This window comes from Streptomyces sp. B1866, from assembly GCF_031932565.1.
Classification (GTDB): domain Bacteria; phylum Actinomycetota; class Actinomycetes; order Streptomycetales; family Streptomycetaceae; genus Streptomyces.
On the sequence record NZ_JAVSCF010000047.1, the window covers coordinates 14581 to 30026 of the forward strand.

Annotated in this window: 4 protein-coding genes; all 4 read right to left on the reverse strand. The window is 77.1% G+C overall.

What is annotated here, in order from left to right:
• Positions 1 to 4: 4 nt before the first annotated feature.
• Positions 5 to 2824 (reverse strand): AAA family ATPase, encoded by a 2820-nt coding sequence (locus RKE29_RS09790; protein ID WP_312004736.1) that lies wholly within the window; start codon positions 2822 to 2824, stop codon positions 5 to 7.
• Positions 2825 to 3291: 467 nt separating this feature from the next.
• Complete coding sequence (locus RKE29_RS09795) at positions 3292 to 4794, reverse strand: FAD-dependent monooxygenase (protein ID WP_312004737.1); 1503 nt, start codon at positions 4792 to 4794, stop codon at positions 3292 to 3294.
• A gap of 52 nt (positions 4795 to 4846) precedes the next feature.
• Positions 4847 to 10375 (reverse strand): type I polyketide synthase, encoded by a 5529-nt coding sequence (locus tag RKE29_RS09800; protein ID WP_312004738.1) that lies wholly within the window; start codon positions 10373 to 10375, stop codon positions 4847 to 4849.
• Positions 10376 to 10465: 90 nt separating this feature from the next.
• A partial coding sequence (locus tag RKE29_RS09805; RefSeq protein WP_312004739.1) for a type I polyketide synthase occupies positions 10466 to 15446 on the reverse strand: 4981 nt, incomplete at its 5' end.

Below are 15446 nucleotides of genomic sequence, written 5' to 3' on the forward strand. Positions count from 1 at the left end.
AGGCTCAGGTACAGGTGGACACCCGGTCCTCCTCCGGTGCGAGCGCGAGCGCGAGGTCGGCCCGGCGGCTGACGTCGAGCTTGCGGTAGACGCGGGTCAGGTGCTGCTCCACGGTGCTGATGGTGATGTGCAGGGAGCGGGAGATCTGCCGGTTGCTCATCCCCTGCGCGGCGCGCACCGCCACCCGCCGCTCCGCCTCGCTGAGCTGCACCTCCTGCACGGGGTCCGGCGGCAGGGGGGCGGCCTTGGCCTTCCGCGGCCCCCGGATGAGCGTTCGCATCAGGTCCTCGCCGCCGCACTCCTTGACGATGCGCTGGGCCCGGCGCAGTTCGATCTTGGCCAGGCCGTCCTGGCGCAGCGCCTGGAGCGTCATGCCCAGGTCGGTCAGGGCCGCGCCGAACTCCAGCCGGTTCTCGGTGTCCCGCAGCATCGCCACCACCTCGCGCAGGATGGGCAGCCGTTCCTCGGGCTCGCACTGCGCGGCCAGCACCCGCAGCGCGGCGGCGCGCGACCGGGTGTCGCCGGGGCCGCACAGGGCGAGCTGCTCCTCGGCCAGCTCGCGGGCCTCGCGGGCCTGCCCGAGCTTGAGCAGGGCGTGCGCCGCGTCCACCCGCCAGGGGAAGAGCACGGGCAGTTCCAGGCCCCACTCGGCGGTGAGCCGGGCGATGGTCCGGAAGTCCTCCAGCGCGGCGTGGTACTGCCCGTTCGCGTGGTGGTAGCGGCCGCACGCCTGGAGGTAGCGCAGCCCGAACGGGGTCTGGAACATGGCGTCGGGGACCGGGGTGCGCAGGTACTCCACCGCCTCGTCGTACTTGCCCATGGCGGCGGCGGCCTCCAGCAGGGTGCCCAGCGGCAGGCCCACGGCCACGCCCCAGTTCCTGGCGTCCAGGATGGTCAGGGCGCGGCGCGCGGACTCCTCGGCGAGTTGGAAGTCGGAGCGGCGCAGCGCGATCTCCGCGTACAGGGCGCGGCAGACCGCGTGCCACATCGGCACGCCCGTGGCCTCGCTCTCCTCGACCAGCGTCTCGCACCACTTGGCGGCGGTGGCCAGGCGGTCGCAGCGGATCAGGGCGGTGATCGCGGTGGCGAGGGCCGACAGGGTCCGCTCGTTGAGCCGGTGCTCTTGCAGGACCCTTTCGGCGCGCTCCACCGACTCCTGGCCGAAGCCGTGGCGCAGCGCCTCCGCCATGAGGGCGGCGGCCCGCAGCGGGTGCATCTGGCGGGCGGGGCCCGCCGCCGGGTCGTCCGGCAGCTCGGCCGCCAGGTCGTCGAGCGGCGGGCCGTCGGGGATCGGCGCGGGGAACAGGTAGCGCCGCCAGAGCCGGTGCGCGTGCACCTGCCAGGCGAGGTCGTCCGACAGGTCCGGCAGCGCCTCCTCCAGCCGGTCCAGCGCGGCGTCGGCCTTCTCCAGGTCGCCGAACCACAGCAGCGGGACCAGCGGCACGACGACCTGGGTGACCGGCGACAGGGACCCCGGAGGGAAGTCCTCCAGGGTACGGGCCCGGCGCAGCGCCGCCGTCGGGTCCAGCCACCACTCGGCGCGGGCCAGCATCGCCTCGGTGCGGGCCAGCTGCTCGGGGCCGCTGCCGAGCCGGCGCGCCAGCCACAGGTAGGGCAGCGCGGCCTCCACGTCCCCCTCCACGATGGCCTGGTCCGCGGCCTCCTGGAGGATGCCGACGTCCCTGCCGTCCTGCCGGGAGACGTCGGCCTCCAGCAGCTGGCGGGCCACCGCCCGGGCCGGCTCGCCCTCCGTGTGCAGCAGGTACGCGGCCTGGGTGCGCAGCTCCGCGCGGTCCCGCGGGCGCATGGCGCCGAGGACGGCGTCGGCGGCCTCCGGGGTGCGGAAGCCGCTTTCCGCCAGCACGCCGCACTCCTGAAGCCCGGTCAGGGCCTGCGCGACGATGTCGGGGGCCTGGCCGGTGAGGTGGGCCACCCGCGCGGGCGTGGCGGAGTCGCCGAGCACCGCGAGGGCGCGGGCGGCGATGAGCATGGCCACGGGCGCCCGGTGCAGGCAGTCCAGCACCGCCTGCGCGAAGTCGGGGCCGGGGACCGGGGCGGGCACCTCGGCCAGGGCGCCGACGGCGGCCCGGGAGTCCTCGATCAGGCCGCGCAGCAGCAGCGGGCTGCCGCCGCTGAGCGCCTGGTAGTCGGGCGCCCATTCGCGGGCGCCGCGCGGGTCGATCCGCCGCGCGAGCACGGCCGCGGTCTCCACGGCCGTGAGCGGGCCCAGCCGCAGGCGCTCGCAGCGGGGCTTGGGCAGCGGCTCCGTCGGGAAGAGGGGCCGCTCGTTGGCCTGGTGGGTCGAACCGCTCAGCAGCAGCATGAAGGGGTGGCGGGAGCGCAGCCGCCCCAGCAGCGACAGCAGCACCCGGCACGACGGCTGGTCGGAGAAATGCGCGTCGTCGACGATGAGGAGTATCGGCTTCCCCGCCTGCTCCATCAGTTCGAGCACGGCCATGGAGACGCGGTAGACGACTCTCGCGGAAACGTCCCCGGCGTCGGCCGCCGCCTGGTCGCCGCAAGGGTTCTCGGCGCCGAGTCCGTCGGTGACGCGGCGCGCCCGGTCGACGGCCGCCGCGTCCAGCTGGGGACTGCGCAGAAGCTGTAGGAGCACACCGAAGGAAAGTCCCTGTTCCGACGGCAAAGCGGAGGAGTTGAGTACGATTCCGCCGGTGGCCGCGACTTCCTGGGCGAAGGTGTACACGAATTCCGTCTTACCGCTGGCGACCGGCCCGGTGACGGCCACACTCCGGCCGCGCCCGTCGCGGCTTTCGTCGAAAAGTGAGCGTAAAATAGCGAGCTGCTGTTCCCGTTCCACCAACACCCCACGTTTTTTGAGTTGGTGCGGTTCTCCGCATCCTGGGACAGTGCGCCGTCATGCAGAAAACCGGCAACACCCGCGCGGCCGGAAGAGCCGGGCGACCAACCCCGTCAGTCCAGGATCACGGCCTTCCCCGTCCGAGCTCTCCATACGCGCCACCCCGTCCGCAGAGACTGGTACCAATTGATCATAGCAGTGCCCTCCGAAGGCGGGTAAGTAAGGTACACACCCACATAGGGTCATCCGACCAACGTCACACTGCCCCGTAAATCACTACCGCAAACGACTCCGATGACCTATAATTCCGGGCCCGTGCCGAGTTCCGGTAAATGAAACTCGCACCGGTTCGTACATGAACACGTGTCGCGCCGTACATGAATAAGCAAATCCGCCGCGGGGCTGGGGACCGTCGCCCCGCGGCGGACGCGGCGCCGCGAAATCCCGCCCCGACCAGGCGGCGGGCGGGGTGGTCACGGCAGGGGCGCCTCCTCCGGGGCCGTGAGGGCGTCCAGGAGGTCTGCCACCTGGACGAGTTCGGCCGGCGACACGCCGTTCACCGCGATGTAACCGTCCGGTCGCAGCAGCAGGAAGCCCCCGCCGGCCACGCGGCGCGCGGCGTGCTCGTGCACCAGGTGGCCGGGCCGGCGCTCGGCCAGCTCCCGGGCGCGGCGCGGCAGTTCGCCGCCGACCGGGCCGAGGGTCAGCAGCCGGAAGCGGTCGGCGGCGGGGTCCGGCTCGGGCGCCCAGTGCGGCGTACGGGTGCCGGGCGCGGGCAGCAGCCGGGCGCGCAGCGCGTCCAGCCCGGTGCGCGCGGGGGCCGTGCCCCACAGCGGCCCGGGGTAGCTGACCCGCCATCCGGCCATCAGCGGCACGAACCAGCGCCGCAGCGCGCCGGTGGCGTCCAGGCTCCGCCAGGCCGTGTTGCGCACCCGGGCGGCTGCCGGGCCGAGCATGAACATCTTGATGAGCTGGTGGGTGGTGCGCACGATCTGCTCGGCCGCCGCGCGCCGCTCGGGCTCGTAGGTGTCCAGGATCTCCGGGCGCAGCCGCCCGTGGATCACGCCCGCCAGCTTCCAGGACAGGTTGCGCACGTCCTGGAGCCCGAGGTTCAGGCCCTGCCCGCCGAGCGGCGAGTGGGTGTGCGCGGCGTCGCCCACCAGGAAGCAGCGGCCCTGGCGCAGTTCGGCGGCGATCCGCTCGTCCGCGCCGAAGGTGGTGATGTGGCGCAGCCGGCGCACGGTGAGGCCGCCCGGCCCGCGCTCGTCCAGCAGCCGCTGCACCGTCTCCTCGGTCAGCGGCGTGTCCGGCGTGACCGCGGCCGACAGCCGGGCGGTGCCGTCCGGCATGGGCGCGAACACCACCGGCCCGGTGCGGCCGAGGAAGTAGTGCACCACGTTCCGCTTCAGTTCGCCGTCGACGTCGCCCTCGGCGAGCAGGAAGGTGGTGGGCACCGGCTTGCCGGGGAAGTCGATGCCGAGCTGGCCGCGTACGGTGCTGTACGCGCCGTCCGCGCCGATCAGCCAGTCCGCGGAGACCACCTCGGGCCCGTCCGCGGTCTGCGTCTTGACCGACACGCCGTCGGCCGCGGCCGACACGCCGACGACGCGGGTGGAGCGCTCGACCCGCACCCCGTGCCGTTCCAGCGACGCCTCCAGCAGTTCCACGGTCTGGTCCTGGGGCAGCAGCAGCGGCTCGTTGCGCGCGCCGAGGGCGATGTTCAGCTCCCGGCCGCCCGGCAGGTGGTACGTCAGGGTGGGCATCCGCCGGCCGCGCCGCTGCGCCTCGTCGAACACCCCGGTCTCGCGCAGGACGTCGTCGGTGGGCGGCCAGAGCTGGATGGCCCGGGTGCCCTTGTGGGGCTCGGCGTCGGCGTCCACGATGCGGACGCCGACGCCCAGCCGGCGCAGTTCACAGGCGGCCGCGAGGCCGTTGGGCCCCGCGCCCACGATCAGCACGTCTGTCCTCTGGCTCATCTGCGCGTCTCCTCCAGTCGGGTCGGTTCGCCGGGGCGGCGGGCCGCTCGCGCTAGCCACGGCCGGCCAGCCAGGCGTCGATCGTCCGGGCGGTCGCCTCGGCGCCGTCCTCGATCACGGTGAAGTGGTCGCCCGGCACCTCGGCCGCGGTGTGCGGGCGGGGCCAGTCGGCCGCCCGGTCGCGCTCCGCGGCGCCGGGCAGCGGGTCGGTGGCGCGGGCGAGCAGCACGGGCGCCTTCAGCTCGGCCGGCTCCCAGCCGGCCAGCAGCCCCAGGTAGCCGCCCATCGCGGTGAGCCGGGTGTCGTCCAGGTCGGGCAGCAGGTCGGCGCGGTCGGCGAGGCCCGCGAGCACCGGCCCGCCGATCCTGGCGAGCGAGCCGTGGTCCAGCGGGAAGGTGTCGATCAGCGCCACGCCCTCCGGGTAGCCGCCCGCCGCCTCCAGACGCTCGGCCAGCAGGTGCGCCAGCAGCCCGCCGGAGGAGTAGCCGACCAGGGCGAACGGGGCCTCGCCGGCGTGCGCGCGCACCGCCTCGGCGGTGGCCTCGGCCCACGCGTCGAGGGTCCGCGGCAGCTCCTGCCCGCCCTCGAAGCCGGGCAGGGTCACCGCCGCCACGCTCCGGACGCCCGCGAACCGCGCCGCGAGCCGCGCGTACTGGGCGGGCGCGGACGACGCCAGCGCGGTGGGCACGCAGATCAGGGCGGGCCCGGCGGAGCCGTCGGCCAGCGGGACGACCGTAGGCCGCCCGTCCGGTGACGGCGTGTCGAACGACGGCCGGAACCGGCCGGCGGCGGCCAGGAACTCCAGGAACTCGCCCGCCCGGCCGTCCGCCAGGGACCGCCGCAGCAGCCCGCCGAAGGAGTCCGGCGCGGCGGCCGACGGCTCGCCGCCCGCCGGTTCCACGCCGCCCGCCGGTTCCACGCCGCCCAGCAGCGCGGCGATGGCGCGGGCGAACCCGGCCGGGGTACGGGCCTCAAGCGCCGTACGGGGCCGCAGCCGCAGGCCGGTGGCGGTGGAGAGCCGGGCCGCCAGCTCCACCGTGGTCAGCGAGTCCATGCCGATCTCCAGGAAGCCGCGCCGCGCGTCGACGGCCTCGGCGTCGGTGTGGCCGAGTACGGCGGCGATCTCCGCGCGCACCAGGTCCAGCACCGCCCGCTCCCGCTCCCCGGGCGGCAGTCCGGCCAGCCCCGCGGTGACCGCGGCGGGGGCGGGCGCGGCGGCCCGCGCCAGGCCGCGCACCCCGGGCTGCTCGCCGACCAGCGGGCTGGGCCGGCCGGCGGTGAAGCCGGGCAGGAAGCGTTCCCAGTCCAGGTCGATCACGGCGACGGCGGTCTCGTCGTGGTCCAGGGCCTGCTCCAGCGCGGCGGCGGCCGTCGCGGGCGGCAGCGGCGGCAGGCCGCGCCGGCGCAGCCGCTCCTGCCGGACCCGCTCGAAGTCGGCGCCCTGGGCGCGCTCGGACGCGCCCGCCCAGTAGCCGTAGGCCAGCGACGTGGCGGGCAGGCCGCGGGCGGCGCGGTGGGCGGCCAGCGCGTCGAGGTAGGCGCCCGCCGCCGCGTAGCCGCCCAGGCCCGGGCTGCCGCCGAGCACGGCGGGGAAGGAGGACAGCAGCACGAACGCGGACAGCGGCAGGTGCTCGGTCAGCTCGTGCAGGTGGCGGGCGGCGGTGGCCTTGGCGCGCAGCACCGCGCCGAGCCGGCCGGCCGTCACCTCCTCCAGCGGCGCCTCCTCCAGCAGTTCGGCGCCGTGCACGACGGCGGTCAGCGGGTGCCGCTCGGGTACGGCCGCCAGCAGCGCGGCCAGCGCGTCCCGGTCGGCGGCGTCGCACACGGCGAAGGTGGCCTCCGCGCCCAGCCCGGCCAGCTCCGCGGCCAGTTCGGCGCGGGCGTCCTCGGGCACCGGCTCGCTGTCGGCCAGCAGCAGGTGCGCCGCGCCCCGCCGGGCGAGGTGCCGGGCGATCTCGGCGCCCGCGGTGCCGGTGCCGCCGGTGATCAGGACCGTGCCGCCGGGCGCCCAGGTACGGGCCGGGGCGGCGCCCTTCAGCGGCGCCGGCACCAGGCGGCGTACGAACACCCCTGCCGGGCGCAGCGCGAGCTGGTCCTCGTCGCCGGCCCCGGTCAGCACCGCCACCAGCCGGCCGGCGGCGGCGTCGTCCAGCGCGGGGGGCAGGTCGACCAGGCCGCCCCACAGCCCCGGGTACTCCAGGGCGGCGACCAGTCCCAGGCCCCAGGCCCGGGCCTGGCCGGGGTGGTCGAGCCGGTCGGTCTCCTCGGCCAGGACCGCGCCGCGGGTCAGCGTCCACAGCCTGGCCTCCAAGCCGCTGTCGGCCAGGGCCCGCAGCAGCAGCACGGAGGCCGCCAGCGTGTCGGTCCCGTCGGGGTCCGCCGCCGGGGTCAGCGGCAGCAGCGACACCACCCCGGCGGCGGAGTCCTGGGCCGCCTGCCGCAGCAGTCCGGCCAGTTCGTCCCGGGCGGGCGGCCGGGCGGGGTCGACCACGACGCGCGCGGCCGTGCCGCTGTGCGCGGCCAGCGCCCGGCCGACGGCGTCGGCGGCCTCGCCGTCCGCGCCGCCCGGCCCGGTGACCACCAGCCAGGTGCCGGCCGGCGCGGGCGCGCCGAGCCCGCCCAGCGGCCGCCACACCACCCGGTGCCGCAGCGCGTCCAGCCGGGCGCGCTCGCGGCGGCCCTGGTTCCACCGCGCCAGGCTCGGCAGCACCGCGCCCAGCGGGGCGGGGTCGGCGACCTGGAGGGTGTCCGCCAGGCCGGTCAGGTCCTCGCGCTCGACGGTCTGCCAGAAGGCCTCCTCGACGGCGTCGGACCCGGCGCCGGCCGCGGCCCGGGGCTCGACCCAGAACCGCCGGCGCTGGAAGGCGTACGTGGGCAGTTCGGCCGGCCCGGCGGCGCGGCCGGCGAACACCGCCCGCCAGTCCACGGCCGCGCCCGCGGCCCACGCCTGGGCCAGCGAGGCGTAGAAGCGGGCCGTGCCGCCCTCGCCGCGGCGCAGGGTGCCCAGCACGGCGGCGTCCACGTCGCCGGGCGCCTCGTCGGCGGTCTCCTGGATGCCCATGATCAGCACCGGGTGGGCGCTGGACTCGACGAACAGCCCGAAGCCGTCGGCGAGCAGGGCGCGGACGGTGTCCTGGAACAGCACCTCCTGCCGGAGGTTCGTATACCAGTAGCGGGCGTCCACCGCGGCGGTGTCCAGCACCCCGCCGGTGACCGTCGAGTAGAACGGGATGCGGCCGGGGCGCGGCTCGATGCCCGCCAGGGCCGTGACGACCTGCTCGCGGACGGCCTCCACCTGCGCGGAGTGCGAGGCGTAGTCCACCGGGATGCGCCGCGGCCGTACGCCGTCGGCCTCCAGGGAGGCGATCAGCTCGGCCAGCGCCCCGGGCTCGCCCGCCACCACCGTGGACGACGGGCCGTTGACCGACGCCAGCGAGATCCGCTCGCCGAAGCGGGCGAGCCGTTCGCGCACCTGGCCGGCGGGCAGCGGCACGGACACCATGCCGCCCCGGCCCGCCAGCCCCTCCGCGATGGCCCGCGCCCGCAGGGTGACCACCTTCGCCGCGTCGTCGAGGGACAGCGCGCCGGACACGGCGGCCGCGGCGATCTCCCCCTGCGAGTGGCCGACGACGGCGTCCGGCCGCACTCCGTGCGCCTCCCACAGGGCGGCCAGCGCCACGTGCACCGCCCACAGCAGCGGCTGGACGATGTCGACGCGGGCCAGCCAGACCGCGCCGTCCGGCTCGCGCAGGGCGGCCTCCACCGGCCAGTCGGCGTACCGCTCGACGGCGGCGGCGCACTCGCGCAGCCGGGCGGCGAACACCGGCTCGGTGTCCAGGAGTTCGCGGGCCATGCCGGCCCACTGGGAGCCCTGGCCGGGGAAGACGAACACCGTCTTGCCGCGGTCCCGGGCCTCCGCGCGCACCACCCGGCCGGCCGAGCCGCCCTCGGCCAGCGCGGCCAGGCCCGCCAGCAGGCCGTCGCGGTCGTCGGCGACGACGGCCGCGCGGTGGTCCAGGGCGGCGCGGGTGGTGGCGGTGGCCAGGCCCACGTCGGGCAGGGCCAGGTGGGGGCGGTCGGCCAGGTGGCGGTGCAGGGCGGCGGCCTGGTCGCGCAGCGCGGCGGCGCCGCGCGCCGACACCAGCACCGGGACGGGCCCCTCGCGGCGTACGGCGTCCCCGGGGCCTACGTCCTCTGCGGGCGCCTGTTCCAGGATGACGTGGGCGTTGGTGCCGCTGACGCCGAAGGCGGAGACGCCCGCCCGGCGCGGCCGGTCCGCCTCCGGCCACGGCACGGCCTCGGTGAGCAGGGACACCGCGCCCGCCGACCAGTCGACGTGCGGGGTGGGCTCGTCCACGTGCAGGGTGGGCGGCAGCACGCCGTGCCGCATCGCCATCACCGTCTTGATCACGCCGCAGACGCCGGCCGCCGCGCCCGGGTGGCCGAAGTTGGACTTCAGCGAGCCGAGCCACAGCGGGCGGTCGGCGGTGTGCGCCCGGCCGTAGGTGGCCAGCAGCGCCTGCGCCTCGATCGGGTCGCCCAGCGGGGTGCCGGTGCCGTGCGCCTCGACGGCGTCCACGTCGGCGGCCGACAGCCGGGCGCTGTCCAGCGCGGCGCGGATCACCCGCCGCTGGGACGGGCCGTTGGGAGCGGTCAGGCCGTTGCTGGCGCCGTCCTGGTTGACCGCGCTGCCGCGCACCACGGCCAGCACCCGGTGCCCGTTGCGGCGGGCGTCCGACAGCCGCTCGACCACCAGCACGCCGACGCCGTCGCACCAGGCGGTGCCGTCGGCGGCCCCGGCGAACGCCTTGATCCGGCCGTCCGGCGCGAGCCCGCGCTGCCGGCTGAAGTCCACGAACGCGGTGGGCGTGGAGATCACCGACACGCCGCTGACCAGGGCCAGCGTGCTGTCGCCGCGGGCCAGCGACTGGGCGGCCAGGTGCAGCGCCACCAGCGACGACGAGCAGGCGGTGTCGATCGTCAGCGCCGGGCCCTCCAGGCCCAGCAGATAGGAGATCCGCCCGGACAGGATGCTGCCCGCGATGCCGGTCATCCGGTGGGCTTCCAGGTCGCCCTCGGCGTCGGCGAGCAGCGCGGCGTAGTCGCTGGTGCTGCACCCGGCGAACACGCCCGTGCGGGTGCCGCGCAGCGCGTCGGCGGGGATGCCCGCCCGCTCCAGCGCCTCCCAGGTGGTCTCCAGCAGCAGCCGCTGCTGCGGGTCCATCGCCACCGCCTCGCGCGGCGATATGCCGAAGAAGCCGGCGTCGAACTCGGTGACGTCGTGGATGAACCCGCCGTGCCGCACGTAGCTGCGGCCCGGCCGGTCCGGGTCCGGGTCGTACAGCTCCGCCAGGTCCCAGCCCCGGTTGGCGGGGAACGGGGTGACCGGCGACTCCCCGGCCGCCACCCGGTCCCACAGGTCCTCGGGCGAGCGCACCCCGCCGGGCAGGCGGCAGCTCATGCCCACCACGGCGACCGGCTCGTGCCGGCTGTCCTCGATCTCCTGGAGTTTCCGGCGCGACTCGGTGAGCTCGACCGTCACCCGCTTCAGGTACTCGCGAAGTTTGCTCTCGTCAGACATTGCGGTCCTTCGTGGTCGTGTGGGGTCCGGGGCGTGGCCGGTGCACGCCGCCGGCGGCCCCGGGGGGGGGCGCGCCGGCGGCGTGCGGGGTCACGCGGTGCCCAGCTCCCGGTCGATGAAGCCGAAGATGTCGTCGTCGGACGCCGCGTCGAGCCGGTCGGCGAGCGAGCCGTCGCCCTCCTCCGGCTCGCGGGGCCCGTCGAGCTGGGACAGCAGCGCCTTGAGGTGACCGGCGATGCGGGCCCGCGCGGTCTCGTCGTCGGTGGCCGCCAGGGCGGAGATCCGGTCGAGTTCCGCGTCCAGCGACGCCTCCTCGTCCTCGCCCGCGTCCGGTACGACCTGGGTGCGGACGAACGCCGCCACGGCCGCCGGGGTCGGGTGGTCGAAGATCAGCGTGGCGGGCAGCCGCAGCCCGGTGGCCGCGCCGAGCCGGTTGCGCAGGGTGACGGCGGCCAGCGAGTCGACGCCCAGCTCCTTCAGCGGACGCTCGGCGCCGATCGCCGCGGCGGACGCGTGGCCCAGGACGACGGCGATCTCGCCGCGCACCAGGTCCAGCAGGCGGCGCCGCTGGTCGGCCTCGGGCAGCCCGGCCAGTTCGGCCGCCAGGCCGGAGGCGCCCGGCGTGCCGTCGGCCGCGGACGGGTCGCCGGGCTGGGCCAGGGCCCGCCGGGCCTCGGGCAGTTCGTCGATCAGGGTGCCCGCGCGGACGGCGGCGAAGGCGGCGGCGAACCGGTCCCACTCCACCTCGGCCAGCACCACGGCGGTGTCCTGCCGCGCCAGGGCCGGCCGCAGCGCGGCCAGCGCCCGGCCGGGCTCCGTCTCGGCCAGGCCGCGCCGCCGCAGCAGCGCGCGCCGCTCGCGGTCCTCCGGCGTCTCCTCCGGCCCGCCGCCGACCCCCGCCCACAGGCCCCAGGCCACCGAGGTGGCGGGCAGCCCGCGGTGGCGGCGGCGGGCGGCGAGGGCGTCGAGGTAGGCGTCGGCGGCGGCCACGGCCGCCCGCCCGGCGCTACCCCACACCCCGGCCGTCGAGGAGAACAGCACGAAGGCGTCCAGCGGCTGGTCCGCCAGCAGTTCGTCCAGGACGGCGGCGCCGGCCACCCGCACGCCCAGGCCGTCCGCGAGCGCCGCCTCGTCCGCCTCGGCCAGGGCCGCCGAGCGGCCCGGCTCGGCGGCGTGCACCACGGCGGTCAGCGGGGAGCCGTCGGTCGCCCTGGCGAGTTCGGCGGCCAGCGCCTCCCGGTCGGCGAGCCCGGCCGCCAGCGGCGTGACCCGCACCCCGGCCGCGGCCAGTTCCTCGGTGAGGGCCGGGTCGGCCGGGCCGCCCGCGGCCCGCCCGCCGACCAGCACCAGGTGCTCGGCGCCCTCCCGGGCCAGCCAGCGGGCCGCGTGCGCGCCCATCTCGCCGTCGGCGCCGGTGACCAGCACGGTGCCGCGCGGCGCCCAAGCCGCGGGCGTACGGTCCGAGGCGGTACGGTCCGCGGCGGGCCGCACCAGGCGGCGTACGAGGACGGCGGAGGCGCGGATCGCGAACTGGTCCTCGTCGCCCGGCTGGGCCAGCAGCCCGGCCAGCCGGTCCAGCGCCCGCTGGTCCGGGTCGGCCGGCAGGTCCACCAGCCCGCCCCACAGCTCGGGGTGCTCCAGCGCGGCCGTCCGGCCCAGGCCCCACACCTGCGCCCGCTCCGGGTGCGGCACGGCGTCGGCGCCGTCGGCGGCCACCGCGCCCTGGGTGAGCGCCCACAGCCGGGTCTTGCCCACGGTGTCCGCCAGGGCCCGTACCAGCAGCAGGGTGCCGGTCAGCGCGGCCCGGCCGGTGCCGTCGCCGTCCAGCGCCAGCAGGGACAGCACGCCCTCCACCGGCGCGTCCCCGGCGGCCTCGGCGATCCGCGCGGCGAGCGTGGCCGGGTCGTCCCCGGGCCCGCCGCCGGCCACCGGGACCGCGCGGGCCCCCCGGCCGGCCAGCGTACGGACACTCGCGTCCACCAGCGGGTCGCCGGCCCGGTCGGCGGGGTGCACGACCAGCCAGGTGCCGGACAGGGCGGCCGGCGGCGGCTCGCTCGCGGGCCGCCACACCACGTGGTAGCTCAGCGCCCGCAGCCGCGCCTCCTCGCGGTGCTCGCTGCGCCACGCCGCGAGGGCGGGCAGCAGGTCGGCCAGCGCGCCGGAGTCGGCCAGGCCCAGGGTGTCGGCCAGGGCCTCCGGCTCGCCGCTGTCCACGGCCCGCCAGAACGCGGCGTCGGCCTCGTCGGCGGCCGCCACGGCCGGCCCGGCCGCCTCCGGCGCCTCCAGCCAGTACCGCTGCCGCTGGAAGGCGTACGTCGGCAGCTCCACCGCGCCCGCCCCGTACCCGGCGAACACCGCCCGCCAGTCCACCCCGGCGCCATGCGTCCACGCCTCGCCCAGCACCGCGTGGAACCGGGCCAGGCCGCCCTCGCCGCGCCGCAGCGTGCTGACCACCACGGCGCCCGCCCCGGCCTGCTCGATGCCCTGCTCGATGCCGATCGCCAGCACCGGGTGCGGGCTGACCTCCACGAACAGGTCGTGGCCGCCCTCCAGCAGGGCGCCGGTCACCCGGTCGAAGCGGACCGGCTCGCGCATGTTGCGGTACCAGTAGGCGGCGTCCAGCGGCGTCCCCTCTTCCAGCAGGCCGCCGGTGACGGTCGAGTAGAACGGCACCTCCGGCGGCCGCGGGACGACCGGCGCCAGGTCGGTGAGCAGCGTGTCGCGCAGCAGCTCGATGTGCGGCGAGTGGCCGGCCTGCGCGGCGGGCAGCCTGCGCACCCGCACGCCCTCGGCCTCGTACCCGGCGAACAGCTCCTCGCAGGCGCCGACGTCGCCGGAGACCACCACCGCCGACGGGCCGTTGACCACGGCCACGGACAGCAGGCCGGGCCAGCGCTCCGCCAGCCGCTCGGCGACCTGGTCGACGGGCAGCGCCACCGACACCATCGCGCCCTCCGGCAGCCCGGAGATCGCCCGGCTGCGCAGGGCCGCCGCCCGGGCCCCGTCCGCCAGCGACAGCGCGCCGGCCACGCAGGCCGCCGCGACCTCGCCCTGCGAGTGGCCGACCACGGCGGACGGCTCGACGCCGCAGGACCGCCACAGCGCGGCCAGCGACACCATCACCGCCCACAGCAGCGGCTGCACGACCTCGACCCGCTCCAGCATGGCGGCGTCCGCCAGCGCCTCGGCCGGCGCCCAGTCCACGTACGGCGCCAGGGCGTCGGCGCACTCCTCGAACCGGGCGCGGAAGACCGGCGAGGTCTCCAGCAGCTCCGTGGCCATGCCCACCCACTGCGAGCCGTGCCCGGGGAAGACGAACACCGCCTTGCCCCGCGGGGCGGCGACGCCGCGCACCGCGCCGGCCGCCGACTCGCCGCGCACCAGGGCCCCCAGGGCCTCGCGCGGGTCGTCGGCCACCACGGCGACCCGGTGCTCCAGGGCCGAACGGGTGGTGGCCAGGGAGTACGCCACGTCGGCGGGCGTGTGGCCGGCGGGCAGCCGGGCGAGGTGGGCCAGCAGCCGCTCGGCCTGCGAACGCAGCGCCGGCTCGCTCTTGGCGGACAGCAGGAAGGGCAGCGCGGGGGCCGCCGTCCCCTCGGGCCGCGCCGGTACGACGGCGGGGGCGGGCGCTTCGGGGGCGGGCTCGGGCTGCGGCTCGGGCCGGGGCGGCTGCTCCAGGATCACGTGCGCGTTGGTGCCGCTCACGCCGAAGGAGGAGACCCCGGCGCGGCGCGGCCGGTCCGCCTCCGGCCACTCCACCGGCTCGGTGAGCAGGGACAGGGCGCCGGAGGACCAGTCGACGTACGGGGACGGCTCGGCCACGTGCAGGGTGCGCGGCAGCACGCCGTGCCGCATCGCCATCACCATCTTGATCACCGCGCCCGCGCCGGCCGCGGCCTGGGTGTGGCCGATGTTCGACTTCAGCGAGCCGAGCCACAGCGGCCGGTCGGCGGAGTGCCCGGTGCCATACGTGGCCAGCAGCGCCTCGGCCTCGATCGGGTCGCCCAGCGCCGTGCCGGTGCCGTGCGCCTCCACCGCGTCCACGTCGGCCGCCGACAGCTCGGCGCTGTCCAGGGCCGCCCGGATCACCCGCTGCTGCGACGGGCCGCTGGGCGCGGTCAGCCCGTTGCTGGCGCCGTCCTGGTTGACCGCGCTGCCGCGCACCACGGCCAGCACCGGGTGCCCGTTGCGCCGGGCGTCCGACAGCCGCTCCACCAGCAGCATGCCCGCGCCCTCGGCCCAGCCCGTACCGTCGGCCGCCGCGGAGAACGCCTTCGACCGGCCGTCCGGCGACAGCGCCCGCTGGCGGCTGAAGTCGATGAACGTGAACGGGGACGACAGCACCGTCACCCCGCCCGCCAGCGCCAGCGTGCTCTCCCCCGCGCGCAGCGACTGGCACGCCAGGTGCAGCGCGACCAGCGACGAGGAGCAGGCCGTGTCCACGGACACCGCCGGCCCCTCCAGGCCGAAGGTGAACGCGATCCGGCCGGTGCCGACGCTGCCGGTGTTGCCGATGGCCAGGTAGCCCTCCAGGTCCTCCGAGTGGCTGGGCAGGCGGCTGGCGTAGTCGTGGTACATGATCCCGGCGAACACGCCGGTGCGGCTGCCGCGCAGCGTGGCCGGGTCGATGCCCGCCCGCTCGAACGCCTCCCAGGACAGCTCCAGCAGCAGCCGCTGCTGCGGGTCCGTGGCCAGCGCCTCGCGCGGCGAGATGCCGAAGAACTCCGCGTCGAAGTCGCCCGCGTCGTACAGGAACCCGCCCTCGCGGGTGTAGGACGTGCCCGGGTGGTCCGGGTCGGGGTCGTACAGGCCGTCCAGGTCCCAGCCCCGGTCGGCCGGGAAGCCGGAGATGGCGTCCCCGCCGGAGTCCACCAGCGCCCACAGCTCCTCCGGGGTGCGCACCCCGCCGGGGAAGCGGCAGCTCATGCCGACGATCGCGATCGGCTCGTCGTCCCTGGGCGCCGTACGGGTCGGTGCGGCGGGCTCGGCGGCCCGCGCCGCGCCAAGCCCCAGCCGCTCCAGGAGGTTGCGGCCCAGCTCGGCGGGGGTCGGGTGGTCGAAGACCAGGGTG